This is a genomic window from Rhodococcus sp. IEGM 1318 (genome assembly GCF_033142465.1).
GTDB classification, from domain to species: domain Bacteria; phylum Actinomycetota; class Actinomycetes; order Mycobacteriales; family Mycobacteriaceae; genus Rhodococcus_F; species Rhodococcus_F qingshengii_B.
The window spans coordinates 438666-464330 of sequence record NZ_JAWLSC010000002.1; the positions used below are offsets into that span (position 1 = coordinate 438666).

Sequence of the window (25665 nt, forward strand, 5' to 3'; positions counted from 1 at the left end):
GCGGGTTCGTCCAAGGTGCTGCCGTTAGGCTGAGTGTATGACCGAACGCGACCGGGACGCCGCTGGAAAGCCCCTCAATTCGCGGCCCCGCGACGGACTCGGCCGTCCACTGCCACGTGACGCAGCGGGCGGCGTCCCGCGCATTCCCGACGATGTGCGCCTCCCGCCGGACGAGTCGATCACCGAGGCTCAGCGTCTTCTCGACCACGGGATGCCCTTTCACGCGCACGAGATTTTCGAAGGAACGTGGAAGGACGCTCCCGCCGAGGAGCGTGACCTGTGGCAGGGACTGGCTCAATTGGCCGTGGGGCTCACCCATCTACTTCGGGGCAACAACACCGGTGCCGTCTCACTCCTCGGCCAGGGTCACGACCGCATCAGGCACTACGAAGTGGAAAGTCCGCACGGCCTCGACATCCCCGGCCTGCTGATGTGGTCCGAGCACTTGCTCGCTGAAATCGATCGCCCCGGCGATTTCCCCGCCCCTCCGATTCCGAGGTTGAGAATCCCCTGATGCCCATCTTCCCCATGTTTCCGCTCGGCTCTGCATTGCTTCCGGGTGAGGTGTTGCCACTGAACATCTTCGAGCCTCGGTACCGCGCACTGGTCGAGAACGTTCTCGAAGCTGCCGACGGCCCTCTGTTCGGAGTAGTGCTCATCGCTCGTGGCCACGAGGTCGGTGGCGGCGAATCACGCCACGACGTCGGCACTCTGGCTCGGATCGAGTCTCATGTCGCAATGGGTGCCGGACGGTATCAGTTGTATTGCCGGACCGAAGACCGCATCCGCGTCAATCGCTGGCTGCCGGACGATCCTTACCCACTTGCCGAGGTCGAATTGTGGCCTGACGAGAACAACGGAACACCTGTCACCGCTTACGAATACGACTCTCTCCTCGAGCGCATCGAGTTCATGTACGGCATGCTGGGAAAGCTCGCACTTCGGGCCGGCGAACAGACTCCGCGAATGCCCGTCCCACCGGATCCCTTGGATCCGCTGGGTTCTCGGCTGTATGCCCTCGCCAGGAACATTCCGATGGGTGACGCCGATCGCCTGGCGATTTTGACAGCGCCAGGCGCCGACGAACGTATTCGCACGCTCTCGGAGGCAGTCGAGAACACCATCGAGGTCGCGCAGTTCAATCTGCTTTGAGCGCGACTACGCCATCGTCTGACCCATGTCGATGACGATCTTCGTCCCGGTGACCGCGCGGGAGAGATCTGTCGCGAGGTAGACCACGGCATTGGAGATGTCCTCGACTGTCGTGCGCGGAACCGAGGTGAGCGGCCACTTGTAGGAATTCATGTACTCCGGATGAGCGGTGAGCACCTTACCGACGTTGGGATCGTTGCCCATCTCGGTCTCCACCGCGCCGGGGTGGATGCTGTTGACTCGAATGTCGAAGCTTCCCAATTCCGTTGCCGCAGCGCGGGCCAAACCGACGAGGCCGTGCTTGGCAGCCGAGTAGTGCGCACAACCAGGCGCTTCGGCGACGCCGGCAGCACTGCTCACAATCACGATGGAACCGCCGTTGCCGGCTTCGATCATTGCAGGAACCGCAGCTGTCATCGTGCGCCACACACCATTGAGATTGATGTCCACCAGCGTCGACCACTGCTCTTCCGGCATCTCCCAGAAACGGTTCCACGTAGCGATGCCTGCGTTGGCGATCACGACGTCGAGGCGACCGAACTTGTCGACGCCCGACGCCACCGCCGCGCGCAGCGCCTCGAGGTCACGGACGTCCGCTACCGCGGTGACGATCTCGCGCCCCTCTGCTCGCACGAGACGGGCCGTTTCTTCGAGGTCGGCTTCAGTCGCGGCCGCGTAACCCACGTCTTCGGACACTGACGCGCACACGTCGACAGCGATGACGTCGGCACCTTCCTGCGCGAGTCGGATCGCGTGATTGCGTCCCTGACCCCGCGCTGCACCGGTGATGAAGACGACCTTGCCTGCCAAGAGTTGTGTCATGGCCGGGACGTTAGACGCTGATGTGGCCCGCTGCCCCTGAGTTCCCGCTCGGCGGGAATCAGCCATCCACGATCACGACGTGCAGATTTCGCGGACCGTGTACACCTTCGACGCGTTCGAGTTCGATGTCGGAGGTTGCCGACGGGCCGCTGATCATGGTGGTGGGACGCTGCGGCGTCAGCCGCGCAATCGCCTCCGGCACTCCCACTTCCACACTGTCGCGATACACGACGCAGATGTGTGTGTCCGGTACCAGAGTCAACGCACGACGTCCCTGCTCCGGACCGGCGTCGAAGAAGATGGTGCCGGTTTCGGCGCACGCTACCTTCGAGCCGGTGACAACGGCGTCGAGGTTCTCGAGTTCGGGAGCCGGTACGTCCGGGCTGTCCACCACCAGCGTTCCGTCGAACCCGGCTACCCATGATCGGTCGAGGCCGGCGGGGATCCCCAGAGTGTTTAGTCCGTGCTGTTTCAGTATTCCGGCGACGGCATCGGCGATTTCTGTTGCAGCGCAATGGTGAACGTGCGCCTTGTAGTCCTCGAGGCGGTCGACGAACAAATCGATGAGCTCCCCGTCTGGCATGGTTCTGCCAGTCCGGTAGTTTCGCGGTATCTCGCCTTCACCGGCGGGCGCCAAGGTGATGGCATCACGAATGCGTCCGAGCACCACGTCACGTGAATTCATCTGTCTGCCTTCCCGTCACGACGAGCCTCGTCCAATGCCTCGCGGCCTTCGTCGGAGTCCCACCAGGATCGGAAGGTCTGCTTGGGTGGTGCGGGAATGTCTCTGGCAGCGGTCCAACCGTTCAATGGAGGTGGCAACGTGGAGATCTTCCCTTTCTTGCCGGCCACGACGCGTCCGAGCCCGGCGGCTTTCTGCGCCAGCGTCCACCTGCCCTCGGTCGACATCGCCAGAGATGCGGCTTTCATCGCCAAAGACTCTGCCGTGACACCGGATTGCTCGACCTTCTGGTGCCGCAATTCAACCAACAGCGACGGGATGTCGATCTTGACCGGGCAGGCGTCGAAGCACGCACCGCACAGACTCGAGGCAAAAGGAAGCGTCGAGTTGGGATCGTCTTTGCCATGCATGCCCGCGAGCTGCGGAGTCAGCACCGCGCCGATCGGCCCCGGATAAGTCGATCCGTAGGCGTGACCACCGGTGCGCTCGTAGACCGGGCACACGTTCAGGCACGCCGAGCACCGTATGCAGCTCAGGGCTTCCCGTCCGATCTTGTCGGCAAGCGCGGCAGTCCGGCCGTTGTCGAGGAGGATCAGGTGGAACTCCTGTGGACCGTCATCGGGCGTCACTCCGGTCCACAGGGAGGTGTACGGGTTCATCCGCTCCCCCGTCGACGACCGCGGCAGCAATTGAAGGAAGACCTCCAGATCCTGATACGTCGGCAGAATCTTCTCGATGCCCATCACGGTGATCAGCGTTTTCGGCAGCGTCAGGCACATTCGCCCGTTGCCCTCCGACTCCACGACGGTCAGTGTTCCCGTGTCCGCGATACCGAAGTTGGCGCCGGAGACTGCGACCGGCGTCGTCATGAACTTGTGGCGCAGGAATTTTCGTGCGGCTGCGGCGAGCTCGGCCGGATTCTCCCCGAGGTTCGGATCGACATCTGGCATCTCACGAAGGAATATCTCTCGAATCTCGGACCTGTTGCGATGGATCGCGGGAACCAGAATGTGCGACGGTTTGTCGTGGCCGAGTTGGACGATCAATTCCGCGAGATCGGTCTCGTAGGCGGTGATGCCCTGGGTTTCGAGATGCTCGTTGAGCCCGATCTCCTGCGTTGCCATCGACTTGACCTTGATGACCTCGTCGGAGCCGGTGGCTTTGACAAGCTCGGTCACAATGGCGTTGGCCTCGTTGGCATCCGCCGCCCAATGCACCTGCCCACCGCGGGCGATCACTGCGGATTCGAACTGTTCGAGCAGTTCCGGCAACCGCGCCATGACGTCGGCCTTGATCGCCGAACCCGCGTCACGCAGATATTCCCAATCGGGAAGCTCGCCGGTCACGTTGATGCGCTTGGCACGGATGGTGTGCGTCGCCTTGCCGATATTGCGTCGCAGTTGCGCGTTGGCCAGCTCGTGATGTGCTGCGGCGGGAAACTTCTCAGTACCTCGCAGGAATCCTGCACCTTCGGGTGACCTCGGTGGGAAGCTGGGCAGACCCAGCGTAACAACGCTCATGCGTGCACCCGGCTTTCCACCGATGCCAGAATCTGCGCAAGGTGAATGGTCTTGGCGCCCATCTGCAGTCGTGACATCCCGCCGCCGATGTGCATGAGGCAGGAGGAGTCTCCGGCGCTGCAGAATTCGGCGCCGGTGTCGGCGACGTGGCGAATCTTGTCCGCCAGCATGGCCGTCGACGTTTCGGCATTCTTGATAGCAAACGTGCCGCCGAAGCCGCAGCAGGAATCTGCTTCGGGGAGTTCGACCAGATCGATGTCGCGGACGTTGCGCAGCAACTGAAGTGGTTTGTCTCCCACCCTCAGCATGCGCAGTGAGTGACAGGTCGGGTGATAGGTGACCCGGTGCGGGAAGTACGCGCCCACATCGGCGACCTCGAGAACGTCCACGAGGAATTCGGAAAGCTCATACGTCTTTGCCTTCACGGTCTGCACCTGTCCGCACAGTGACGCGGTCCCGTAACGCTCGGCGACGATCTCATGTTGATGGCGGATCGAACCGACACACGATCCCGATGGTGCGACAACGACGTCGATCGACGTGTCACCGAAGGTATCGGCGTAGTTCGCGACCAGCGGCAGCGCACCTGGCTGGTAGCCGGTGTTGACGTGCATCTGCCCGCAGCAGGTCTGCCCGGACGGAAACACGACGTCGTGCCCGAGACGGGTCAGCAGGAGGGCGGTGGCCTTGGCGGCGTCGGGAAACATCGTGTCCCCGATGCAGGTGGCGAACAGCGCTACGCGCATGTGGATCCCCGCAATCTGTCGGTGTGGTCTGACCACAGTAATACATCCCTGGACAGGCCACCCCATGAACGACGCCCACCCGGTTATGCTCTTGCCTCATGCCGACCGAGCCGAGCCCACGAGCGTGGGAACAAGTACTGAGCCATCTCGAACGTCGGCTCGTCTCAGGCGAGGTGTCTCCCGGACAGCGCCTCCCAGGAGAGAGAATTCTGGCAGCAGAGTTGGGCGTCGGACGGTCATCGGTCCGCGAAGCGTTGCGAGTCATGGAAGCACTCGGACTCCTCAAGGCGCAGACTGGATCCGGCCCGACGTCCGGCGCGATGATCGTCGCCAAACCGACCGGCGGCATGACCATGCTGATGCGGATGCAGGTTGCAGCACAGGGCTTTCCGGTCTCTGACGTGGTGAAGACAAGACTCGTGCTCGAATCCGAGGTGATGCAGTCCCTGGCATCGCGGACCCCGACACCCGACCTCAGCGCGGCCGTCGAACTGCTCGACTCGATGGACGACGCAGCTCTCTCGGCCGAGGAATTCCTGCTACTCGACGCACAGTTCCACGTGGCGCTCGCCGACGCGGCGGGCAATCAGGTGATCGCAGCCATGATGACCGGCCTGCGCGAGTCCATCGAGGCCTACGTTCTCGCGGGCGTCCAGATCGACAGCAGGCTGAGCACCTGCACGCGACTACGTCACGAACACCGAGGATTGATCGATGCGGTCAACGCGGGCGACGGCGAACTCGCACGTCAGCGCATAGTCGGCCACATCCGCGGTTACTACTCGGAAAGCGCTCACTCCAGCCGGTGACAGGGGGTGGTAATTGCACCTCCAGAAGTCGTGTACTGTTGGTTTCACACCGACGCGGGGTGGAGCAGCTCGGTAGCTCGCTGGGCTCATAACCCAGAGGTCGCAGGTTCAAATCCTGTCCCCGCTACAAAGAAAAGGCCCGTAGGTTGCGAAAGCCACCTACGGGCCTTTTGCTGTGCGCCTTTAATAACCGCCGGGGGTTAAGAAAGGCGCACAGCAGTGGTTCACACCGCCACTTTGTGAAAATCGATCTCCGCGGCCAGCATCCCGGAGAACCAACGATCCAGGTCCTCATCGCTCACGGACTCGGGCATGGCGTCCACCTCGCACGCCAGCACCGCCACCTGAGACACGAACGGCGGAGCGACATGCATGTCCACCCAGTCCTGCAACGCTGGTTCGCGCTCGACCTTCAGGGCCGCAGCCTCCCGGCACCACGACAGATACAGGGTTTCCGCGGCGTACATGCCCACCAGGGCCGCCGCCCTGCCCTCTTCGCGAGCGAGGGCCAAGGCGTGTGTGGACAGCACGGCCGACTCCTCGACCAGCGCCGCTGCGTCACCCTTGTACGGGAAGCGGGAACGCAACTGCGCGAAATACTCGCGCTGTTCGCCGACCAGGTTGGACATCGACGTCACGTGGTCGAGCGCGTCGTCGAGCGTTGGGGATTCGGCGACCACCAACCCCAACACCTTGACGGCCGTCAGTACAAATGCCTCTTCGATCACGAGGTACCGGCGGAATCCCTCATCACTCAACGTCCCGCCGATGGTCTCCGTGATGAATGGAACCGCCCGCGCGGCAGCGAGGTTACTCTGCTGCCGCGCGAGCAGATCTGAGGACCGACTCATTCGCCGGCGACCCAACTGATCAAGCCGTCGAACAGGTCGGTGTATCCGGGCCACTGCTCACAGAACTCCGGCGGAGCCCAGTGCGGCGAGCAGTCCGAGGTGAAGACGATCGACCGTCCGGCGCCGTATTCACCGGCAGCGACAAGCGGATCACCGTTGATGGTGGCGGGAACCGCGGCACCGTCCTTTGCGACGACGCGGTTGTATCCCAGGAGCGCCGGCCAGGAATCCCCGGCACCACCGAGAGCCGGGTGAGCAGCATCGACGACGGTGGGAACGATCCCGGCCGGTGTCTCGACGCGATCGTCCTCGGCCAGCATCGTCACGGGCAGTACCTCGGCGATCGCGGTCTGACGGAAAGCTGCTCGCGCCTGGAATCCGGAGAACGAGAGGTACCCACCGATCATCATCAGCGAGCCGCCGGCGTTCACCCAGTCACGAAGCGCGACAAGACGATCCTCGCCGGCGCGGAACTGGTCGAACACGCCGGGAGCCAACTGCAGCGAGTTCGCTCCGATGTCGGAGAGAACGACGACGTCGAACTGGGACAACGCTTCTGCGGTACCGGGGAACTGCGTCGGCACCAGGTGTGCGGGCATGTGTGTCACGTCGTGGCCACGTGAGGTGAGCGCATCCCGAAGCGGACCGACTCCCTCGACGTAGGAATGGACACTGAACTCGTCGACGCCCTTGACGTGCGTCGACGTCGTCATCCAGCTCTCGCCGGCGATCAGTACTCGTTTACCCATGACTGCTTCTGTTTCCTTTCGCGGCCTGCTCGAAGAGCGACCTCGGGTTGTCTCGCATCAGTGCGGACACTTGCTGGGGATCTACGCCTGCGCGCACCAACCGGGCGGCGAAGGCGAGTGGTACGTAGGAGAATCCGTTTCCGCCGTGCTTTCTGAGCATTGATTTGAGGAAGAGGTCGTGACTGAGCAGGAGCTGTGATGCGTGACCGGAGGTGACCAATCCGGCTACCGCAGTGGCTGTTTCCGCCGGATGCGGCGAAAGACCCTCGCCGGGGAAATCGAAAGGCATCCCGATCATGTCGAACTCGAGAAAGACACCGCGGTCGGCGAGCGATCGTTGGTAGTCGGCGTCGTGTCCGGACGGGTCCATGTGGCACAGGACCACTGCTTGCGGATCGACGCCCATCTCGTCGACCACGATGTCGACGACGTGATGTCCGACGCGCTGCCATCCCGGAAGGTGGACGAACAGGGGCACGTCCACCTCGCGCTGGGCGATGCATGCCGCCCTCAACGCTTTCGCCTCGTTCTGAGTGAAGAGCGGGGAGACTCCGATCTCCCCGATCACGCCAGGAGCCAATTCCTTTGCCGGATCGAACTCCTCGACGAGCGAACATGCCAGATCGTCGACACCGAGTTCGTGTACCTCGACCGGATGGGTCGTCTCGAGGTACCACCCTGAACCCATGATCACTCGCACGTCTGACTTTCGCGAGAACTCCGCCAACTTCTCCGGCGCCCGGCCCAGTCCCGGCGGTGTCAGATCGACGATCGTCCGACCACCGAGGCGGGCGAAGTCCGCAAGGTCGTCCACCACGGCCGCTGCGTCGTCGACTCGACAATTGTCGAGACTGTAATACGGATTGTCGTGAAGAAGCCACGCATCCTCGGCGCGTACCGGACCGGCCAACCGCTGTGCCACAACCGGATCCGGGGCCTCGGTGTACGCACCGGTGACGTCGTTGTGCAGATGTTCGTGTGGGAGAACCAGTCCGAGTTCCGAGCTGTCCACAGTTCCCGTGACAGTACGAACCTTGCTCATGAGCGTGCAGGCCCCGAGGGTGCGGATTGTAGGTGTCGCCACAGCGCGCTCAGGGTGTGTCCCCGCATGTTGATCCAGATGGCTAGGAGCAGAACGACACCGGTGATGATCGGTGTCAAGAACGGGCTCACACCGAGCAGGGTCAGTCCGTTGGCGATGATGCCGGTCAGGACGGCGCCGATGACGGTACCGATAACGGTGCCGCGACCGCCGAAGAGGTTGGTGCCACCAAGAACCACCGCGGTGATCACCGTGAGCTCGAATCCCGTTGCGGAGTTGGCCGAACCCGAGCCCAGTCGAGCCGCGATCAGCAGTCCCGCGATACCGGCAGCCAAGCCGGTGAAGACGAGCGTCATCATGAGCACACGACGCGTGTTGACGCCGGACCGTCGCACGGATTCGACGTTGGATCCGATACCGGTGACGTAGCGCCCGAAGCGCATGCGGTTGAGCGCAATTGCTCCGATGATCACGACGACGAGAGCAATCCAGGCGCTGGCGGAGAACCCGAGGAACTCAGCAGTTCCGAGCTTCGCGAAGTAAGTGTCGGCCGGAACCGGAACGGAGAATCCTTCGGTCCGATACAGCGCGATACCGCGAATGACGGACATCGTCGCCAGAGTCACGATGAACGGCGGAATGCCCTGATAGGCGGCGAGCCACCCGTTGACCAGACCCCAGGCCGCACCCATCACCGGGGCGGCGACGAAGACCAGGGACGAATCGACGCCGGCCTGGATAAGCTCGGCACTCATCGCCGCGACGAACGCGACGATCGCACCGACGGACAGGTCGATCTGGCCGGCCGTGATCACGAATGTCATTGCTACCGCGATGATCAGAACCGGAGCAATCTGGGTCGCCAAGTTCGACAGGTTCGTGAACGTCAGGAATGACGACGTGGTTGCCGAGAAGACGGCTGCGACAGCAACTGTCACCGCCAGCATCGCGAGCGTCGGTTTGTTGACGCTGTCCCATAAGGAGGGTTTCGCGGCGAGCTTGCGCTCGATCGGCGCCTGGGTCTTCTCGAGAGTGGTCATGCCGTGGCTCCCTGTGTTGCTGCCGATGTCCGTTGCGGCACCGGAGTTCGAGTGATGAGTCCGACGAGGGACTCGATGTTCAGGTCGCCGATCGGAACGTCGTCGACGCTCTGCCCCTCGTACATGACCGTGATTCGGTCACATACGCGGAACAGGTCCTGCAGGCGGTGTGTCACGAGAATGACGCCCACTCCGGCCGCTGCGACGTCCGTGATCAGCTTGAGCACCGACTCGACCTCAGCGACGGCAAGCGCTGCGGTGGGCTCGTCGAGGATCAATACGTCGGGTCGGAAGGAGACTGCGCGGGCGATCGCGACGGTTTGCCGCTGCCCGCCGGACAGTTGCCCGATCTCCTGGTAGGTCGATTTCACCTTGACATGCAGGTCCGCGAGAATGTGAGCCGCCTTCTCGTGCATGGCATGCCGGTCGAGAAAGGGACCTTTTCGCGGTTCTCTACCGAGGAACAGGTTGCTGGCGACGTCGAGCGTGTCGCACAGCGCCAGGTCCTGGTAGACGATGCCGATCTTCTTCTGCTGCGCGTCGAGCGGAGTCGAGAAGCGCACTGGTTCACCGTTGACGCGCATTTCGCCGCCGTCGTGCTGGACGGCGCCCGCGAGGATCTTCATCAGGGTGGACTTGCCGGCGCCGTTGTCGCCGACAACTCCGAGTACTTCACCCTTCGCCAGCCGAAGGTCAACTCCTTGAAGGGACTTCACCGGTCCGTACGACTTGGTGATGCCCGAGAGTTCGATCAGTGGAGGTGCCATGATTACTTCTCCAAGTAGTACATGTAGTCGGCTACGTTCTCCGGGGTCACGATCTGGGTGGGGACGGGGATGTTCGCCGGAGCGCCGCGACCACAAGCCAGGTCGATTGCCGAATTCATTGCCTCGTGGCCGAATTCGAAGGTGTTCTGCTGGACCACGCCTTTAAGCCAACCGGCTTTGAGTCCGCCTACCGCCTGATCCGAAAGATCCCAACCGACTGCTTCGATGCGATCCTGCGCCTTCTGACTGTTGACCGCCGCGACGAGTCCGATCAAAGCCGGCTCACCGGTTGCGTAGACGTACTTCATGTCGCCGCCGCCGGTCAGCAGGTTCTCCGCTGCGGTCTGTGCGTTCTCCTGAATGTTACGTCCGTCCACGACGGTGCCGACGGTCATTCCGCGGCCGGTCACGGTCTCCGTGAAGCCCTTCTGCCGCTCCAACTGGACTGTGCTGTTGAGCGCGCCGACGATACCGACCGTTCCGGTGTTGTTCGCGACGTCGGCCAAGGTGTTTCCGATCTTGGCACCGCCCTCGGCATTGGCCGTACCGACCTGAGTCGACAGCGCCGGATCGTCGATGGTTGCGTCGACCGCGACGACGGGGATGCCCGCGTTCTTGGCCTTGACCACCGACGGCTTGATTCCGTCCGTGTCGATTGCATCGACGATGATCGCGTCGACTCCGGCGGCGATCAGATTGTCGAAGGCGTTGGCCTGCGCCACGGAATCGTCGTTGCCACTGATGATCTGCAGGTCGACGCCTGCCTTGTCCGCGACGTTCTTGGCCGCATTGTTGATCTGGTTGAAGTACAGCGCCTGAAGGTTGATCGTCACCAGACCGACCTTGAGCTTGCCGTTCGTCCCGTCACAGCCCTCGGCAACCCGGGTCGGCTGCGGGACGGACGAGCCACCCGATGCGTCTTTCGAGTCACTCGACGAGGCCGAGTCACAAGCGGTGAGCGTGAGCGCGACTGCAGCTCCCAGCGCCAGAGGCAAAGCACGTTTCATCATCGAGTCTCCAAAAGGGTGTGAGGGGTCAATGTTGCTGTGAAGCTATCCAATTCATCTCGGGTGGGGCATCCGCGGGGTCCGGCGGTGGCGCACGCCAAGGCAGCCGAGGCTCCCGCGAGTCGTGCGGCGTCCACCGGTGAGCGCCCGGCGTCGATGAAGGCTATGTACGTACCGCCGAAGCAATCACCGGCTCCGACTGCATCGACGACGTCGACCACTACTGCCGGTTCGCTCGTCACCTCGCCGTCCGGTGTAGCCAGTGTCCAACCTCGCGAGCCGTCGGTCACCAGCAGGTGGGTGTTGTGCTCGGCGGCCAGTGTCTGCCACTGATCGAAGGCGATTCCGAACTCGCCTTCCCACAGGGCACGCCCTACGACGACGTGGTCGGCGAGCGCGAACGCGCGCAGTGCCGCGGCCTTGTTTTCACAACCGTCCAGATCGATTACCAGACTTACGCTTCCCGGCAGTACGTCAGGCAGAAACTCTGCCCGGTATCCGTCGAGGAACAGTCGCCCACCACCGGCAGCGGCCAATCGTGTGATGACAACTCCGATGCGTTCGGCATCGTTCGGGTCGTCCTGACTGATGATGGAGCGATCGCCGTCCTGCGCGATGAGTACAACTGCCGTCGACAGGAACGCATCTCGCGGCGCCCAGCTGGTGCCGACGCCGTCAGCCTCGAGAGTGTCAAGAAACTCGGTGGACCGCGCGTCCGGGCCCACGGCACCGGCAAAGATCACCTGCGCGCCCATTCTGGCCGCGGATACCGCAGCATTTGCATTCATTCCGCCGTCGATCTGACTGATGGCCGTTGCCTGCACGCGCTCTCCGAGCACCGGTACATGGGGGACATGTACCGTCACATCGTTGTTGGCGTATCCACAAAAGACAATCATGGTTACTTTCCTGCAGCCCGGGACAGTTCGCGAACCTTCTCGCCTGCGACCCGCCCCCACCAGCGTCCGTTGTCCTTCACCGAAGATGCAACTATGGCGCCGTCGCATTCCTTCATCAGCGCTGCGACGTTGGCAGCCGTGATGCCGGATCCGATGATCACCGGAAGAACGGTGTTGTCGCGGATCACGGAAACCTCGTCGACCGAAGCGGCGTCGCCGGTGCGCGAACCTGTCGCGATCAGGACGTCTGCATCGAAGAACTCGGCGTCTTCGGTCTGTTCCGCGACGGTCCGGTCCGCGACGATGGCATGCGCACCGTGCTTGACGTGCACGTCAGCGAAGATCCGGACCGGATCGGCGCCGATGCGATGACGGAAGCGCGTCGTCTTGGCGGCCTGACCCTCGATGAAACCCTCGTTGGCAATGTAGGCATTGGCCCACTGATTGACGCGCACAAAACTCGCGCCCGCCGCCCACGCTGCGGCCACTCCGCACTCGCCGGCGTTGGACAGGATGCTGACGCCGACGGCCTTGCCGAACTCGCCGACCACCGCTGCCGTGATGACTCCCATGCTGGCGGCGGTTTCGTACCCGTGTTCGCCGGGCTTGAGGAACGGTATGTCCCAGTGATTTTCGACGATCACGCCGTCGAAACCGTTGTCGACATACGCGTGTGCTTCCTCGACAGCGAAGCGAGCAATCTCCGAAACCGGCTGCCCGGTGTAGTGCGGGCTGCCCGGCAGGGCCGGGAGGTGAATGGCCCCGATGAGAGATGGCGTGCCGGTGAACATCTCTGCCAGCGCCGAGGGCTTGGGCGGAAAGACTCCGAGCGGTGATGCGGTCACTTCAGCTACCCCATTCCATGCGCAAGATTTGCGCTGTATGTCCATGCACAAGATCTGCACACGATGTAATCGATTGCCTTGATGAATTAGCAGGTTATGTGATCAACACCGGGTTGTGTCAAGGATTTTACAATTCGAATTTGTAAACGATTGCCTCAATCGCGTTACATGCGGGACACTGGACCGTGCGGTTCGATAACCTCGGACCCGAATCGAGCAGAAAACGGGGGACGCATGCGCAAGGCGACCATTCGCGATGTCGCGGAACTGGCCGGGGTGTCGACTGCCACCGTGTCGCGGGCGCTGTCCGGCTCCCGCCCTGTCTCGGACGAGCTTGCAGCGACGATCAAACGAGCCGCGGATTCTCTCGGATATTCGGGAAACATCATCGCCAGCTCACTGCGTCGTAATCGGACGGACACTGTCGGAATGGTGGTTCCGAGTATTGCGAACCCCTTCTTCACTTCGCTGGTGGTCAACGTCGAACACGTCCTCGCTCAGCGCGGACTACAGCTGTTCCTGTGCGATTCTCGTTCCGACCCCGACGTAGAAGCGCAGCGGCTCAAGTCGCTCGTCTCCCGGCAAGTGGACGGAATCATCATCAGCCCGTGCCACGGCGAATTGAGTGCCGAAGCTGTCCGAGCCAGCGCGGCAACGCTTCCGGTCGTTCAACTGGACCGGTTCGCCATGGATACCCAGACGGACTGGGTCGGTGTCGACGACGACGCCGCGCAATCCCTGGTGATGGAACATCTGTCCGAGCGCGGCGCACGATCAGCCGCCTTCATCAGTTCCGAGCTGACCAATTCGTCAACAGAACTTCGCCGGGCCGGCTTCTTCCGCCACGCGGATCGAATGGGCATCGAAACTCGTGACGAGTGGACACAACTCGGCGAGTACTCGATCGAGTGGGGCCGCACGGCGTCCACCACCATCCTGACCGGCAAGACCCGTCCCGACGCTCTGGTCTGCGCCGACGACCTGATCGCGCTCGGTGTGCTGCAGACCTGCCACGCATTGGGCATCGACGTCCCCGGCGACGTTCTAGTCACCGGTTTCGACAACATCCCCTTCTCCGAACTGTGCAATCCGCCGTTGACCACCGTAGGACAGCCGCAGGAAAGAATCGCAGAAGAAGCTGTGCGCCTTCTGGATCAGGCGATGAACAACACTTCCGAGTCGACAGCCCACATTGCGCTTGCTCCTGAACTGATTGTCCGTCAGTCCACCGTCGGCCAAGTCGCGGCAACGGCACCGTAGGCAGCGATCGCATCGTCCAGTTCCGAGACCTTGACGCTTTCGTTGGCCGCATGCATCAGCGAGGGAGTGCCAGGCCCCCAGATAACGACGGGAGCTCCGGGGGCGGCCGCGGCCAGCACCGAAGCGTCGGTGAAGTACGAAACCGGTTCGGTCGCAACAGGGATCGGCAAGGTATCCAACCACGGATCCGACGCGTCGGTACGCACACCTCCCAGGTGAATCGACGTCTCTACCGAATCGACTTCCGGTTGGGCGCGCCACCATGCGAGCAGGTCTGCGCCGTCTCCCACTGTGCGGTGATCGATCACCGCACGTGCACTGTCCGGCACGATGTTCGGAGCCGAACCGCCGCCGACCAAACCGAGGTTCCAGGTTTCGGCGCCCAGAAACGCGTCGGACGACAGCGGAAGCTCACGCCGAGCTCGATCGACGACGTCAAGCAGTTTGAGGACAGCGTTTGTTCCTCGCTGCGGCGCACTCCCGTGCGCGGCTTTTCCTTTGACGGACACTTCGAGCCACAGTGCGCCGCGGTGCCCCAGGTTGATGCGATTACCGGTCGCCTCGGGAACGATGACGGCCCCGACCTCGAGATTCGCTACGGCGTCGGCCGAACGAACGGCCCCGAGCGATCCGATTTCCTCGTCGCTCGTCAGCAGTAGTGCGGCCGGGACTCCACGTTCGAAAGCGTCGACAACCGCGGCAGTAGCGGCAACAAGGCCGGCCTTCATATCCGATGTCCCTCTGCCGAGGAACAATTCGCCGTCGACCTGCGCGGCGTACGGGTCGAACTCCCAGTCGGAGACAGTGCCCACCGGCACCGTGTCCACGTGGCAGGCGAACAGGAGTCTGGCTGCCGAGGGTGCAGCTTCGTTGGTGATCAAGGCCCAGGGATGATTGCCGGTCAGGTCTGACTCGACCTTCGCCTGTGGCGCACGTGAGAGAACCAACGAGACAATCGAATCCATCGCCCGCCGTTGAGGAGCGGCCTCCCCCGAGACCGTGTCGAGCGCTACCAGTTCCGAGAGAAGTCCGAGGGAATCCATGTACCCCATTCTTGCACTGCCACGGATTCAGTGCGCTGCCAGCTGGGCGATGACGACGTAATTGTCGTCGGTCGACTCTCCCTCGACGACATCACAATTGGCGAGGATCAACCGCCCCGGAACCGATTCACGCAACTCGTGAGCGCCCAGCAGCGAACCTTTGTGCAGCGGCCCGACTGTTTCGACGTCGTACTCGAGTGTGCCGTTCGGTGTACCCAGGAGAATTCGATCGCCCGGCTCCACTACCCGGAGCGCCCGGAACGGTGCTTCGCGAGCGGTGTAGTTGTGGCCGACCACGACAACTGTTTGTGAGGTCGACGTTCCCGGCATTCCGCTCTCACCCCACCACACCGGCAGTTCGTCGACAGGATTCAGTTGCTGCCCACTCTCGCCGCCGCGCATCAGTTTCTCCGAGTGCAACGGACTGCTCAGGTACGTGACCCCGGACGCAGACCTCAACTCGATCCGCTCGGGTTCTGCCGGATCGACGGTCACCGAAGCCGGTGCAGCCGCGATGTGCGCCTGCACCGGCGAGCGGTCAGGTAGTGATCCCGCGTTCTCGCCCGAACATCCGGATACGAGGAGGGCGAGGATCGCTACCGCCGAGAGACCGAGGCTACGCAGACGTGTTGCCCGGGCCGTCATGACGCTTGCGACGAACAACCACCGTCGTAGCTGCTGCGGCTGCGGCGCCCACGACTCCGACGCCGATCAGCACAGCAGGCAGATTGGAACTGCTGCTACCGCTGGTGCTGCTTGCAGTGTCACCGAGAGCAAGATCGACCGGGGGCAGGCTTCCGGCAAGTGCCGGATCGCCGTCGGCGTCGGTGACGTAGTAGTCGACGACGTCGAAGGCGCCCTTGTTGTTGTAGTAGCCGACCAGCTTGACGCCGGTCTTGTTCACTACAGCGGTGGTCTCGTCTACCTTCGTGACTCCGGAACCGTCGTCAGTGTGCTCACCGATGATCACTTCACCGCCGACGCCTGTTCCATTGTCGATCTCCTTCTCGCCCTTTGCCTTGAGCTCGTCGACGATCTTCTGCGCTGCATCCGCTTCGGCCTTTGCGGCAGCCGCGGCAGCCTGAGCTTCCTTGGCCTTTGCTGCTGCTGCGTCGGCTGCGGCCTTCGCGTCTTCGGCCGCCAGGTAAAGATCCTGTGCCTTCTTGCTCGCCGCTTCGGCAGCTTCGGCCTTCTTGGCAGCCTCGGCAGCCTTTTCGTCGGCGATTGCTCGCTTGTCGGTGGCAGCCTCGCCCGCAGCATCAGCTTCGGCCTGGGCCGTCTCCGCGGCCTTCTGCGCAGCGTCGGCGTCCTTTCGTGCGGAAGCCGCAGTAGCTGCCGCTTCATCTGCGGCCTTACGGGCGGCAGTGGCAGCTTCGACCTCGGTTGCGGCCGCGGACTCGGCTGCCTTGGCCGTGGTTTCGGCGGCGGTGGCCACCTTCTGAGTCTCCCTCACAGTGACTGCAAGCTGCTTGGCATTCCACGCTGCTGCCAGCGCTTCGGCCTTCGCAGCGAACGCCTTCGCGAAATCCCAGTTCTTGAGAGCTTCCTCTGCTTCCTTGTTCTTGTCATCGACCAGTTTGGCGTTCGCATCCGCGGCAGCCTTCGCCTCATCGGCTTTGGCCTGCAGAGCATCAGCCTCGGCGCGCGCCTTTGCTGCCTCTTCGGTCTTGGGCCCAGAACCGGCGGCCTTCGCAGCTTCCTCGAGTTCAGCAGCCTTGGCTGCGGCGGCGTCTGCTTCTGCCTGAGCTGTTTTTGCTACCTCTTTCGCATCGGCCGCCGCGGACTCCGCAACCTTGGCTGCCTCTTCGGCTTCCTTGGCGGACTGTTCCGCGGCCCCTGCCTCCGCCTTGGCCTGCGTCGATTCGACCGCCGCCTTGGTTGCCTCGACGCTCGCCTGAGTCATTGCCTCGGTCGCCTTCACCGAAGTGTCTGTCGCTGCGGACGAGTCGACCCCTGCCGTCGCGGCTGCTTCGGCGGCCTTCGCTGCCGCGTCGGCTGCTGCTTTGGCTTTTGCTTCGGCTTCCGCCAGTGCTGCGGCGTCCGTACCTGCGGTTTCGACACTGCCCGCGCCCGCGACGCCAGCTTCAACCTTCTCTGGTGTGGTCTCGGTGCTCGTCGCCGCGTCGGCGTCGGTGGTGGCAGCTGCCTCTTCCTCGGCGCAGGTCACCAGCGGATCGGCACTCGGGGTACACACGGTTTCGGGCTCTGCCGATGCAATTCCTGTGCCGCCCACCGCCAATCCGAGAGCTAGAACGGCACCGGCGGCCGCAGAGCGGACCCTCCGAGAATGGGCGATGGACTTCTCCGACATAGCGCTCAACCTTTCGGCCTTCTTTACGAAGACGGCAATTCCGGCGTGGACAGCCTTTACTTCGTCGGCTGAGTTCCAGACGTTACGACCGGTCGGTCCGAAAAATTGAAAGCTTATGTTCGAGACGCAGGAATCAGGACCGCGGAACGCGCCCCATCAGGTAGAACTCCGGGTTGGGCAGCATGCCGGAGAAGCTCGCCATGCGATTGCTCAGCCCGAAGAATGCAGTGATCGCGGCGATGTCCCACGCGTCCTCGTCACCGAAGCCGTGCTCACGGAGAGCATCGAAGTCTGCGTCGGCGATTTCGTGTGAGGCAGAGTTCACCTTGGTGGCGAAGTCGAGCATCGCGCGCTGTCGATCGGAGATCTCTGCGGTGCGATAGTTGACCGCAACCTGGTCGGCAACCAGCGGCTTCTTCTCGTAGATACGCAAAATCGCGCCGTGCGCGACAACGCAGTACGTACATTTGTTGGCCGCAGAGATCGTAGTGACGATCATTTCTCGATCACCCTTGGTGAGCGCGGAATCTTCCTTGAGCATGATCGCGTCGTGGTACGCGAAGAATGCCCGGAACTCGGCTGGGCGCCGAGCGAACATCAGGAAGACGTTGGGCACGAACCCCGACTTCTCCTGGATCTCGAGAATCTTGGCGGCGATGTCCTCGGGCACCTCGGTCAATTCAGCCTGCGGAAAACGGGTGCTCACTGTGCCTCCTGGTCAACGATCGATGTTCGATTCAAGATAATGATGATTAACTGAGTTGTCCAGATGCATTTCCTGCCCTACTTTTTCGGGCACGGATAGTCGGGTACGGCCCAAGTGATCTGCGTAGCGTGAAACCCGTGAACAGGAAGACACGATGATCGACGGACTGAACCGCGCGCTCGACTACATCGAAAGCAATCTGAGCTGCGAGATCGACACAGCCGAGATGGCAAGGCTGGCAACCACCTCGGAATATCATTTTCGGAGGATGTTCTCGGCCCTGGCCGGCATTCCCGTATCCGAATACATCCGTCGACGTCGACTCACCCTGGCCGGTGCCGAGTTGTCCGTCAGCAGATCAGGAGTGTTGGAGACCGCCGTGAAGTACGGCTACTCGTCCGCGGAAGCCTTCACACGAGCGTTCACCGCATTTCACGGCGTGAGCCCTGGCGCCGTCAAACGCGCTCCCGCCGTTCTCAAATCACAACAGAAACTTGTCATTCACGTGACACTAGAAGGAGCCACACCGATGGACTACATGCTTGTGGACAAACCTGCCCTGACGGTAGTCGGGTTCAAGACCCGGGTTCCACTGGTTCACGAAGGTCCCAATTCTGCGATCGAAGATTTCACCCGCTCCGTGGACAAGGTTGCGTTGCGAGGGTTGCGCGAGCTGTCCGATCAGGAACCGGCGGGAATCGTCAGTGTCGTCGACAATGTGGCGCATCCCAGAACCGAAGGCACAGAGCTGGATTACTACCTGGGAGTGGTCACCGGCAAACCTTCACCCACTGGTTTCGATGTACTGACGGTCGACGCACACTCGTGGGCCGTGTTCACCGCCGACGGGTCGGCAATCGAATCTGTGCAGTATTTGTGGCGAGATATCTACACGGAATGGTTCCCGGCCAACCCTTTTCGCTCCGTACCTGGTCCCGAGATCATGCGTACCGAATACAACGACGATTTCACCGTCGCACGGTTCGAGCTCTGGATTCCGGTCGAGAGCGAGCTGAACGACGTCGGGGCGTAAAACAGCCGCCAGGTCGGATGGAAGTCACGACCCGGCGGCTGAGCCATCAGATGAAACAGACTGTCAAAGAATCAGTTTCGCTCCGGTGGCAGCAACCACGTCCTCGACGCTGATACCCGGCGCCGTCTCCACCAGGCGGAGACCGTCGTCAGTCACGTCGATCACGGCCATGTCGGTGATGATTCGCTGGACGCAGCCCTTACCGGTCAGCGGAAGCGAGCACTCCTCGACGATCTTGTGCTCACCCTTCTTCGAGACGTGCTCCATCATCACGATGACGCGCTTTGCGCCGTGGACCAGATCCATCGCGCCGCCCATGCCTTTGACCATGTGGCCGGGGATCATCCAGTTCGCGAGGTCTCCGGTGGCACTGACCTGCATGGCACCGAGCACGGCAACGTCGACCTGGCCGCCGCGGATCATGCCGAACGACGCGGAGGAGTCGAAGAACGACGCACCGGGGAGAACGGTGATGGTCTCCTTGCCCGCATTGATCAGCTCGGGATCGAGTTCGTCCTCGGTGGGGTACGGCCCCACGCCCAGAACGCCGTTCTCCGAGTGCAATACAACGGTGATGTCGGTCGGGAGGTAGTTCGGAACCAGCGTCGGCATACCGATGCCGAGGTTCACGTACTGCCCGTCCTCGAGTTCGCGCGCGACGCGGGCCGCCATCTCTTCGCGGGTGAGTTTGGTGGGTAGTACAGAAGTCATGCTCGTACCGTCCGATTCTCGATGCCGACCGTCACGGGGCCGACGTGGACAACGCGCTGAACGTGAATGCCAGGCGTGTGGATCTCGGCGGGGTCGAGCTCACCCGGCTCGACGAGGTGCTCGACCTGCGCAATGGTGATGCGTCCCGACGTTGCTGCAGCCGGATTGAAGTTCTGGGTACTCGCGCGATAGACGAGGTTGCCGTGCCGGTCGCCCTTCCAGGCATGGACCAGTGCGTAGTCGGCAACGATGCCGCGCTCCATCACGTAGGTGACGCCGTCGAAGTCACGAGTTTCCTTGGGCGGACTGGCAACTGCGATACCGCCGTTGCCGTCGTAGCGCAATGGCAGACCGCCGTCGGCGACCTGGGTGCCGACGCCGGCCGGGGTGAAGAACGCGGGGATGCCCGCTCCCCCGGCGCGCATGCGCTCGGCGAGCGTGCCCTGGGGCGTGAGTTCTACTTCCAGCTCACCGGAAAGGTACTGACGCGCGAACTCCTTGTTGGAGCCGACGTACGAGCTGACAGTACGGCGGATCCGCCCCTTCTCCAGGAGTACTCCGAGCCCGAACCCGTCGGTTCCGCAGTTATTGCTCACCGTTTCCAGTGATGTCGCGCCCTGCTCGAGGAGCGCATCGATGAGGATCTCCGGCACTCCGACGAGCCCGAAACCTCCGACAGCGATCGTGACGCCGTCCGGCACGTCGGCGACGGCCTCGGCAGCAGTGGGAATGACTTTGTCCATCATGTCGATCACAGTAGCGCGACGCGTACGTATTGTGAACCCCCGTCCGCATCACGAACATTTTCCACCCCCGGCATTGCCTGGGTCACATCTACGACCTATCCTGTTCGCAGAGCGCAACACATGTACACATTGCGAACAACTTCACGTAACCGAACGACGAGGTTCCCTATGCTGCATCTACCGCCGAGGTACCAGCGGCCGACTGGCGTCAACGCCCCGGCCGATTTCGCGGACTACAAGACGACTTCCCTTCGCCACCCGAAGCAACCGCTGAAGCTGCTCCCCCAGCGGCTCACGGAGCTCACCGGGCCGGTATTCGGCGAAGATCGCGTCGGCGCCGGCGAAAACGACCTGACCGTTGCCAACGGCGGCGAAGCACAGGGACAGCGCATAGTTGTCCACGGCCGCGTACTCGACGGCGACGGAAAACCGGTCCCCCACACACTGCTCGAGGTCTGGCAGGCCAACGCAGGCGGACGCTACCGCCACACCGGCGACAACTGGCCCGCCCCGTTGGACCCGTTCTTCAACGGGCTCGGTCGCTGCGTCACCGACGCGAACGGCCACTACAGCTTCACCACGATCAAGCCGGGCGCCTACCCGTGGATGAACCACGACAACGCATGGCGACCGGCACACATCCATTTCTCGCTGTTCGGCACGGCCTTCACGCAGCGCCTCGTGACGCAGATGTACTTCCCCGACGATCCGATGTTCTTCCAGGACCCGATCTACAACTCAGTGCCCGAAGAGGCCCGCCATCGCATGGTCAGCGTCTTCGACTACGACGCCACAGTCCCCAACTGGGCTCTCGGGTTCCGCTTCGACATCGTCCTGCGCGGCCGTAATGCCTCCGTATTCGAGAACGAGGAAGACCACGATGACTGAAAAGCTCACCCCGGCCACATCCCCCGTCGCTTCGCTCGCCCCGGCCACATCCCCCGTCGCTTCGCTCGCCCCGCGTTACCCCGTCGTCCCCGGCGACTTCACCACCGCCCCCTTCGGTGTCACGCCCTCTCAGACCGTCGGACCGTACTGGCACATCGGCCTCCCCTGGACGGACGGCCCTGACGCTGCCCCGAGCGATACCCCCGGACGAATCACGCTGGCCATCACGGTGATCGACGGCGCCCGTACACCCGTCGCCGACGCGATGATCGAAACATGGCAGGCCGATACGCTCGGGCGCTTCAACCATCCGGACGATCCCCGCGGCGCAGTGGACCTCACTCCGGCGGGTTTTCGCGGATTCGCCCGCAGCGCAGCAGATTCCACCGGCACCGCACTGGTCTACACCGTCAAGCCCGGAGCGCAGCCCACTGAAACGGATGCGGACGAGGCCCCACACGTCAACGTGTCGGTCTTCGCTCGCGGCATGCTCGACCGCCTGGTCACCCGCTTGTACTTCCCCGAGGACACCGACGCACACGCAACAGATCCGGTGCTGTCCTCACTGAGCGAAACCGAACGCGCGAAGTTGGTTGCAACCAAGGTCGACGGTGGGTACTCCTGGACGGTCTATGTTCAGGACGAGGACGCGAACGGCGCCGAGACGCCCTTCTTCGAGCTGTAAGAGGAGTACACATGCCCACTCGCGGCGCACTGTTCGACCCGGTGTTCGGGGCCACCCGAGTATCGGAGCACCTGTCCGACCAGGCGTGGGTCACCGCGCTGCTCGACGTGGAAGCCGCACTGAGTTGTGCGATGGCCACCGTCGGGTTGGCCGACGGGGAACATTGCGCCGCGGTGGCGACCGCCGCAGCTGAACTCTCACAACCGGGCAGCCTGGACATCGTGGCGCTCGGCCGCGCGTCGGCCGCCGGCGGAAATCCCGTCATTCCGCTGGTGAAGATGCTGCGCGAAAGGGTGGGACAGGGAGGTGTGCCTGCCTCCGTGGTGCACCCGGGCGCCACCAGTCAGGACATCATGGATTGTGCGCTGATGCTGTTGACGCGACGCGCGGGCGCGGTGGTTCTGGCCGACCTGACCCGCGCCGCCGATTCCGCCGCCCACCTCGCCCGCATCCATCGCTCTACTCCGATGGTCGCGAGAACCCTGGGACAACAAGCACTTCCGACCACCTTCGGGCTACTGGCATCGAGTTGGTTCACCGCACTCGACGCCGCAGCGATTCGTCTCGAAATCGTGCTGTCCACGTTGCCGGTTCAATTCGGCGGAGCCGCAGGAACACTCGCTGCGTTGTATCCCGACGGGCTCAGGATCGCGGACGCGCTGGCCGACGAACTCGGTCTGGCCAGGCAGGTCACTCCCTGGCACACCGACCGCGTGACCATCGCAGAACTCGCGACCACACTCGGTATCGTCGCCGGCGCCGTTTCCAAGCCCGCCACCGACATCACCGTCATGGCGTCCACCGAGCTGTCCGAGGTTGCCGAGAGCGCTCCGGGCGGCTCATCAGCCATGCCACACAAGCAGAATCCGGTTGCCGCGATCACCGCCCGCGCGGCAGCGCGACGTGCTCCCGCACTGGTGGCCACAGCCCTGTCGAACATGGATCACGAATTCGCTCGCGCCGCAGGTCCCTGGCACGCCGAGTGGGAAACCGTCACCGATCTCCTGCGTCTGGCAGGCGGAGCAGCGCACCAGCTTTCCGTGAGCCTCACCGGCCTGCAAGTACACACCGAGTCGATGGCTCGTAATCTCGACATCACCGGTGGCCTGATTCTCGCCGAGCGTGTCACCAAGGCCCTGTCCGCACACACTGATCGAGCGCGCGACATCGTCACCGCGGCAGCCACTTCCGGAACCAGGTTGGATCGTGATCCCGCCATCGCCGAGCACCTGAGCGAAGCGGAGATCGCCGAACTACTCGACCCCGCACACTATCTGGGCCACGCCACCGATCTGGTCGACCGCGCCCTCGCCGAACGCCCCACAGGAGGATCTCGATGAGCGTCGCGCTCAACTTTCAACAAACCGGCAATCCAGATGCTCCCGCAGTGGTTCTCCTGGGTTCACTCGGATCCGATCTGTCCATGTGGCAGCCGCAGATTCACGCGCTGTCGAATCGCTACCGCGTCATCGCCGTCGACCATCGCGGCCACGGCAAGTCACCGGTGCCTGCGGGCCCCTACTCCATTGCCGATCTCGCCGGCGATGTCATCTCTCTCCTCGATTCGCTCGAACTAGAGTCCGTCCATCTGGTCGGGCTCTCCCTCGGCGGCGCTGTCAGCCAGTGGATCGCCGCGCATCACCCCACTCGCGTCGAGACGTTGACCTTGATGTGCACGTCCTCGCAGTTCGCCCCGGCTCAGCCGTGGATCGATCGCGCCAAGGCTGTCCGTGCGGACGGTGTCGCGTCCATCGCGACCGCCGTCGTCGGACGCTGGTTCACGCCGGGACTGGCCGACAACGATCCGGAACTTGTCGCCCGCCACGTCGCGATGGTCGAAGCCACACCCGACGAGGGTTATGCCGCCTGCTGCGAGGCGCTTTCGGCGTGGGACGGCCGCGCCGACCTGACCCGCATCGTCGCTCCGACGCTCCTCGTCGCGGGCGAGCAGGATCCGTCGACACCTCCGACGACGTTGAGCGCGATCTCCGACGGTATCGCCGATGCGGTACTGCACGTCGTTGATCCCGGCGCGCACCTGGCCAACGTCGAACAGGCCGGGCGCGTCACCAAACTACTTGCAACGCATATTGCCTCGCACACATCTGCGCTCGCCCAACGTAGCGCCGCGGTGTCGGCAGGCATGACCGTACGACGTCAGGTGCTCGGTGACGCCCACGTCGACCGTTCCATCACCGGTGCCACCGAGTTCACGGCCCCGTTCCAGGATTTCATCACTCGCACGGCGTGGGGCGACATCTGGTCACGCCCCGGCCTCGATCACCACACTCGCCGGCTCCTCACTCTCGCGATCCTCACCGCCGTCGGCAACGAACACGAACTCGACATGCATATTCGCGCTGCACTGCGTGCCGGGATCGATCCCGACGAACTCGTGGAAGTATTTCTCCATACCGCGGTCTATGCGGGTGTGCCGAACAGCAACTTGGCTTTTGCGCTGGGAAAGCAAGCACTCGCGGACCTCTCGGCCGAACCTGAGGAGAACGAGACAACATGAGCGAGAACAGCAGCGAGCAGTCGCCCGGACCGTCCCCGGACTACGTGCAGTCGCTGGCCCGTGGGCTTTCCGTCATCAAGGCCTTCGACGGTGAGCACCCGCGTCGCACCCTCAGCGAGGTTGCCAGGCACACCGATCTCACGCGTGCGACCGCTCGCCGCTTCCTGCTCACACTCGTCGAACTCGAATACGTACGTACTGACGGTTCGGTGTTCTGGTTGACGCCGCGTGTCCTCGAACTCGGCTACAGCTACCTCTCCAGTCTGTCCCTTCCCGAGATCGCCGGGCCGCATCTGGAAGCCTTGTCCGCCAAGGTCCGTGAATCGACGTCCGTGTCGATCCTCGACGGTGACGACGTCGTGTACGTGGCTCGTGTTCCGGTCAGCCGCATCATGACGGTGTCCATCACCATCGGCACGCGCTTTCCCGCGTACGCCACTTCCATGGGTAGGGTTCTGCTCGCCGGCTTGCCGGACGACGCACTGGACGCCTACCTCGCCCGGGTGTCCTTTGCCCGCCTGACCGGCAAGACCATCTCCACCGCCGACGGACTGCGCGCCGAACTCGAGAAGATTCGCGCCGACGGGTTCGCGATAGTCGACCAGGAACTCGAAGAGGGTCTGCGCTCGCTCGCCGCACCGATCCGGGACGCAACCGGTGACGTGGTCGCGGCCGTCAACATCTCCACCCAAGCCGCCCGCTACAGCGCCGAAGCTGTTCGCGGTGAACTGGTTCCGGCCGCAGTCGCCACCGCGGACGCCATCTCCGTCGATCTCGGACGTACTCAGTCGTCCAACAATCACTCGGCAGCTACTCGCTGACCGGGCATACCC

Annotated in this window: 28 protein-coding genes and 1 tRNA gene; 11 read left to right on the plus strand and 18 right to left on the minus strand. The window is 63.2% G+C overall.

Annotation, left to right across the window (positions count from 1 at the left end; genetic code table 11):
- Positions 1–37: 37 nt before the first annotated feature.
- Positions 38–514, plus strand: coding sequence for a DUF309 domain-containing protein (locus R4P65_RS06300; RefSeq protein WP_020970927.1), 477 nt, complete (start codon positions 38–40; stop codon positions 512–514).
- Positions 514–1152 carry an LON peptidase substrate-binding domain-containing protein gene (locus R4P65_RS06305; RefSeq protein WP_020970928.1) on the plus strand — a complete coding sequence of 213 codons (639 nt, stop codon included), beginning with the start codon at positions 514–516 and terminating at the stop codon, positions 1150–1152. The genes R4P65_RS06300 and R4P65_RS06305 overlap by 1 nt, the downstream gene beginning before the upstream one ends.
- Positions 1153–1158: 6 nt before the next feature.
- Here the strand turns inward: R4P65_RS06305 and R4P65_RS06310 are convergent, their stop codons facing one another.
- From R4P65_RS06310 to R4P65_RS06325, 4 genes are read right to left on the minus strand one after another with little or no spacing between them, the layout of a single operon-like run.
- Positions 1159–1974 (minus strand): mycofactocin-coupled SDR family oxidoreductase, encoded by an 816-nt coding sequence (locus R4P65_RS06310; protein WP_317825848.1) that lies wholly within the window; start codon positions 1972–1974, stop codon positions 1159–1161.
- A gap of 58 nt (positions 1975–2032) precedes the next feature.
- Positions 2033–2659, minus strand: a complete 627-nt coding sequence (locus R4P65_RS06315) for a lactate utilization protein C (protein ID WP_317825849.1) — start codon at positions 2657–2659, stop codon at positions 2033–2035.
- A complete protein-coding gene (locus tag R4P65_RS06320) occupies positions 2656–4176 on the minus strand; it encodes a LutB/LldF family L-lactate oxidation iron-sulfur protein (RefSeq protein WP_317825850.1) in 1521 nt (506 codons plus the stop codon). The genes R4P65_RS06315 and R4P65_RS06320 overlap by 4 nt, the downstream gene beginning before the upstream one ends.
- Positions 4173–4922 (minus strand): (Fe-S)-binding protein, encoded by a 750-nt coding sequence (locus tag R4P65_RS06325; protein ID WP_317825851.1) that lies wholly within the window; start codon positions 4920–4922, stop codon positions 4173–4175. Before R4P65_RS06325 ends, R4P65_RS06320 begins: the two co-directional genes overlap by 4 nt.
- 98 nt (positions 4923–5020) lie before the next feature.
- Here R4P65_RS06325 and R4P65_RS06330 point away from each other — a divergent pair, with 98 nt between their 5' ends.
- Both R4P65_RS06330 and R4P65_RS06335 read left to right on the plus strand, forming a co-directional pair.
- Positions 5021–5731: a FadR/GntR family transcriptional regulator gene (locus tag R4P65_RS06330; protein ID WP_317825852.1), complete on the plus strand. Its 711-nt coding sequence runs from the start codon at positions 5021–5023 to the stop codon at positions 5729–5731.
- Positions 5732–5784: 53 nt separating this feature from the next.
- Positions 5785–5858: transfer RNA gene (locus R4P65_RS06335), tRNA-Met, on the plus strand.
- A gap of 97 nt (positions 5859–5955) precedes the next feature.
- On the opposite strand, the gene R4P65_RS06340 is transcribed toward R4P65_RS06335, so the two are convergent.
- Genes R4P65_RS06340 through R4P65_RS06375 form a run of 8 tightly spaced genes read right to left on the minus strand, consistent with a single transcriptional unit; the run spans position 5956 to position 12931 of the window.
- Positions 5956–6582, minus strand: a complete 627-nt coding sequence (locus tag R4P65_RS06340) for a TenA family protein (RefSeq protein WP_230815152.1) — start codon at positions 6580–6582, stop codon at positions 5956–5958.
- Positions 6579–7331, minus strand: a complete 753-nt coding sequence (locus R4P65_RS06345; protein ID WP_317825854.1) for a glutamine amidotransferase — start codon at positions 7329–7331, stop codon at positions 6579–6581. The genes R4P65_RS06340 and R4P65_RS06345 overlap by 4 nt, the downstream gene beginning before the upstream one ends.
- Positions 7324–8373, minus strand: a complete 1050-nt coding sequence (locus R4P65_RS06350) for a phosphotriesterase (protein ID WP_317825855.1) — start codon at positions 8371–8373, stop codon at positions 7324–7326. Before R4P65_RS06350 ends, R4P65_RS06345 begins: the two co-directional genes overlap by 8 nt.
- Positions 8370–9413 (minus strand): ABC transporter permease, encoded by a 1044-nt coding sequence (locus tag R4P65_RS06355; RefSeq protein ID WP_020970933.1) that lies wholly within the window; start codon positions 9411–9413, stop codon positions 8370–8372. The genes R4P65_RS06350 and R4P65_RS06355 overlap by 4 nt, the downstream gene beginning before the upstream one ends.
- A complete protein-coding gene (locus tag R4P65_RS06360) occupies positions 9410–10180 on the minus strand; it encodes an ATP-binding cassette domain-containing protein (protein ID WP_003939830.1) in 771 nt (256 codons plus the stop codon). Before R4P65_RS06360 ends, R4P65_RS06355 begins: the two co-directional genes overlap by 4 nt.
- Before the next feature lie 2 nt (positions 10181–10182).
- A complete protein-coding gene (locus R4P65_RS06365; protein WP_317825856.1) occupies positions 10183–11190 on the minus strand; it encodes a substrate-binding domain-containing protein in 1008 nt (335 codons plus the stop codon).
- Complete coding sequence (locus tag R4P65_RS06370) at positions 11187–12086, minus strand: carbohydrate kinase family protein (protein WP_317825857.1); 900 nt, start codon at positions 12084–12086, stop codon at positions 11187–11189. Before R4P65_RS06370 ends, R4P65_RS06365 begins: the two co-directional genes overlap by 4 nt.
- 2 nt (positions 12087–12088) lie before the next feature.
- On the minus strand, positions 12089–12931 hold the full coding sequence (locus R4P65_RS06375; RefSeq protein ID WP_003940276.1) for a BtpA/SgcQ family protein: 843 nt from the start codon (positions 12929–12931) through the stop codon (positions 12089–12091).
- Between the two features lie 234 nt (positions 12932–13165).
- Between R4P65_RS06375 and R4P65_RS06380 the strand changes: the two genes are divergently transcribed.
- Positions 13166–14191, plus strand: a complete 1026-nt coding sequence (locus tag R4P65_RS06380; protein WP_317825858.1) for a LacI family DNA-binding transcriptional regulator — start codon at positions 13166–13168, stop codon at positions 14189–14191.
- Here the strand turns inward: R4P65_RS06380 and R4P65_RS06385 are convergent.
- From R4P65_RS06385 to R4P65_RS06400, 4 genes are all read right to left on the minus strand, one after another.
- Entirely contained in the window at positions 14152–15234 is a 1083-nt protein-coding gene (locus R4P65_RS06385; protein WP_317825860.1) for a M20/M25/M40 family metallo-hydrolase, read from the minus strand. The two genes, R4P65_RS06380 and R4P65_RS06385, sit on opposite strands and share 40 nt — an antisense overlap.
- Positions 15235–15261: 27 nt before the next feature.
- On the minus strand, positions 15262–15879 hold the full coding sequence (locus tag R4P65_RS06390) for a class F sortase (protein ID WP_317825861.1): 618 nt from the start codon (positions 15877–15879) through the stop codon (positions 15262–15264).
- Entirely contained in the window at positions 15851–17545 is a 1695-nt protein-coding gene (locus R4P65_RS06395; RefSeq protein ID WP_317825862.1) for a hypothetical protein, read from the minus strand. Before R4P65_RS06395 ends, R4P65_RS06390 begins: the two co-directional genes overlap by 29 nt.
- Before the next feature lie 133 nt (positions 17546–17678).
- Positions 17679–18251 carry a peroxidase-related enzyme gene (locus tag R4P65_RS06400; protein WP_070795619.1) on the minus strand — a complete coding sequence of 191 codons (573 nt, stop codon included), beginning with the start codon at positions 18249–18251 and terminating at the stop codon, positions 17679–17681.
- Positions 18252–18405: 154 nt separating this feature from the next.
- Here R4P65_RS06400 and R4P65_RS06405 point away from each other — a divergent pair, with 154 nt between their 5' ends.
- Positions 18406–19284: an AraC family transcriptional regulator gene (locus tag R4P65_RS06405; RefSeq protein ID WP_230815144.1), complete on the plus strand. Its 879-nt coding sequence runs from the start codon at positions 18406–18408 to the stop codon at positions 19282–19284.
- Between the two features lie 63 nt (positions 19285–19347).
- Here the strand turns inward: R4P65_RS06405 and R4P65_RS06410 are convergent, their stop codons facing one another.
- On the minus strand, positions 19348–19995 hold the full coding sequence (locus tag R4P65_RS06410) for a CoA transferase subunit B (protein ID WP_007730017.1): 648 nt from the start codon (positions 19993–19995) through the stop codon (positions 19348–19350).
- Positions 19992–20738: a CoA transferase subunit A gene (locus tag R4P65_RS06415; protein WP_007730016.1), complete on the minus strand. Its 747-nt coding sequence runs from the start codon at positions 20736–20738 to the stop codon at positions 19992–19994. The genes R4P65_RS06410 and R4P65_RS06415 overlap by 4 nt, the downstream gene beginning before the upstream one ends.
- Positions 20739–20909: 171 nt before the next feature.
- Here R4P65_RS06415 and pcaH point away from each other — a divergent pair, with 171 nt between their 5' ends.
- The 5 genes from pcaH to R4P65_RS06440 are packed head-to-tail and all read left to right on the plus strand — an operon-like array spanning position 20910 to position 25653.
- Positions 20910–21629, plus strand: coding sequence for a protocatechuate 3,4-dioxygenase subunit beta (pcaH, locus tag R4P65_RS06420; RefSeq protein WP_317825863.1), 720 nt, complete (start codon positions 20910–20912; stop codon positions 21627–21629).
- Complete coding sequence (gene pcaG / locus R4P65_RS06425) at positions 21622–22314, plus strand: protocatechuate 3,4-dioxygenase subunit alpha (RefSeq protein WP_317825864.1); 693 nt, start codon at positions 21622–21624, stop codon at positions 22312–22314. The genes pcaH and pcaG overlap by 8 nt, the downstream gene beginning before the upstream one ends.
- A gap of 11 nt (positions 22315–22325) precedes the next feature.
- On the plus strand, positions 22326–23654 hold the full coding sequence (gene pcaB, locus R4P65_RS06430) for a 3-carboxy-cis,cis-muconate cycloisomerase (protein ID WP_317825865.1): 1329 nt from the start codon (positions 22326–22328) through the stop codon (positions 23652–23654).
- Positions 23651–24832 carry a 3-oxoadipate enol-lactonase gene (pcaD, locus tag R4P65_RS06435; protein WP_317825866.1) on the plus strand — a complete coding sequence of 394 codons (1182 nt, stop codon included), beginning with the start codon at positions 23651–23653 and terminating at the stop codon, positions 24830–24832. Before pcaB ends, pcaD begins: the two co-directional genes overlap by 4 nt.
- On the plus strand, positions 24829–25653 hold the full coding sequence (locus R4P65_RS06440) for an IclR family transcriptional regulator C-terminal domain-containing protein (protein WP_095972084.1): 825 nt from the start codon (positions 24829–24831) through the stop codon (positions 25651–25653). Before pcaD ends, R4P65_RS06440 begins: the two co-directional genes overlap by 4 nt.
- Positions 25654–25665 lie beyond the last annotated feature (12 nt).

Bases quoted from the DNA above. Each gene is read 5' to 3' on its own strand.
- R4P65_RS06340 (WP_230815152.1), bottom strand. From the start codon at position 6,582: ATGAGTCGGTCCTCAGATCTGCTCGCGCGGCAGCAGAGTAACCTCGCT.
- R4P65_RS06365 (WP_317825856.1), bottom strand. From the start codon at position 11,190: ATGATGAAACGTGCTTTGCCTCTGGCGCTGGGAGCTGCAGTCGCGCTC.
- R4P65_RS06325 (WP_317825851.1), bottom strand. From the start codon at position 4,922: ATGCGCGTAGCGCTGTTCGCCACCTGCATCGGGGACACGATGTTTCCC.
- R4P65_RS06385 (WP_317825860.1), bottom strand. From the start codon at position 15,234: ATGGATTCCCTCGGACTTCTCTCGGAACTGGTAGCGCTCGACACGGTC.
- R4P65_RS06380 (WP_317825858.1), top strand. From the start codon at position 13,166: ATGCGCAAGGCGACCATTCGCGATGTCGCGGAACTGGCCGGGGTGTCG.
- pcaD (WP_317825866.1), top strand. From the start codon at position 23,651: ATGAGCGTCGCGCTCAACTTTCAACAAACCGGCAATCCAGATGCTCCC.
- pcaG (WP_317825864.1), top strand. From the start codon at position 21,622: ATGACTGAAAAGCTCACCCCGGCCACATCCCCCGTCGCTTCGCTCGCC.
- R4P65_RS06405 (WP_230815144.1), top strand. From the start codon at position 18,406: ATGATCGACGGACTGAACCGCGCGCTCGACTACATCGAAAGCAATCTG.
- R4P65_RS06355 (WP_020970933.1), bottom strand. From the start codon at position 9,413: ATGACCACTCTCGAGAAGACCCAGGCGCCGATCGAGCGCAAGCTCGCC.
- R4P65_RS06300 (WP_020970927.1), top strand. From the start codon at position 38: ATGACCGAACGCGACCGGGACGCCGCTGGAAAGCCCCTCAATTCGCGG.
- R4P65_RS06310 (WP_317825848.1), bottom strand. From the start codon at position 1,974: ATGACACAACTCTTGGCAGGCAAGGTCGTCTTCATCACCGGTGCAGCG.
- R4P65_RS06390 (WP_317825861.1), bottom strand. From the start codon at position 15,879: ATGACGGCCCGGGCAACACGTCTGCGTAGCCTCGGTCTCTCGGCGGTA.
- R4P65_RS06315 (WP_317825849.1), bottom strand. From the start codon at position 2,659: ATGAATTCACGTGACGTGGTGCTCGGACGCATTCGTGATGCCATCACC.
- R4P65_RS06395 (WP_317825862.1), bottom strand. From the start codon at position 17,545: ATGTCGGAGAAGTCCATCGCCCATTCTCGGAGGGTCCGCTCTGCGGCC.
- R4P65_RS06345 (WP_317825854.1), bottom strand. From the start codon at position 7,331: ATGGGTAAACGAGTACTGATCGCCGGCGAGAGCTGGATGACGACGTCG.
- R4P65_RS06370 (WP_317825857.1), bottom strand. From the start codon at position 12,086: ATGATTGTCTTTTGTGGATACGCCAACAACGATGTGACGGTACATGTC.
- R4P65_RS06440 (WP_095972084.1), top strand. From the start codon at position 24,829: ATGAGCGAGAACAGCAGCGAGCAGTCGCCCGGACCGTCCCCGGACTAC.
- R4P65_RS06305 (WP_020970928.1), top strand. From the start codon at position 514: ATGCCCATCTTCCCCATGTTTCCGCTCGGCTCTGCATTGCTTCCGGGT.
- pcaH (WP_317825863.1), top strand. From the start codon at position 20,910: ATGCTGCATCTACCGCCGAGGTACCAGCGGCCGACTGGCGTCAACGCC.
- R4P65_RS06360 (WP_003939830.1), bottom strand. From the start codon at position 10,180: ATGGCACCTCCACTGATCGAACTCTCGGGCATCACCAAGTCGTACGGA.
- R4P65_RS06330 (WP_317825852.1), top strand. From the start codon at position 5,021: ATGCCGACCGAGCCGAGCCCACGAGCGTGGGAACAAGTACTGAGCCAT.
- R4P65_RS06320 (WP_317825850.1), bottom strand. From the start codon at position 4,176: ATGAGCGTTGTTACGCTGGGTCTGCCCAGCTTCCCACCGAGGTCACCC.
- R4P65_RS06410 (WP_007730017.1), bottom strand. From the start codon at position 19,995: ATGACTTCTGTACTACCCACCAAACTCACCCGCGAAGAGATGGCGGCC.
- R4P65_RS06415 (WP_007730016.1), bottom strand. From the start codon at position 20,738: ATGGACAAAGTCATTCCCACTGCTGCCGAGGCCGTCGCCGACGTGCCG.
- pcaB (WP_317825865.1), top strand. From the start codon at position 22,326: ATGCCCACTCGCGGCGCACTGTTCGACCCGGTGTTCGGGGCCACCCGA.
- R4P65_RS06350 (WP_317825855.1), bottom strand. From the start codon at position 8,373: ATGAGCAAGGTTCGTACTGTCACGGGAACTGTGGACAGCTCGGAACTC.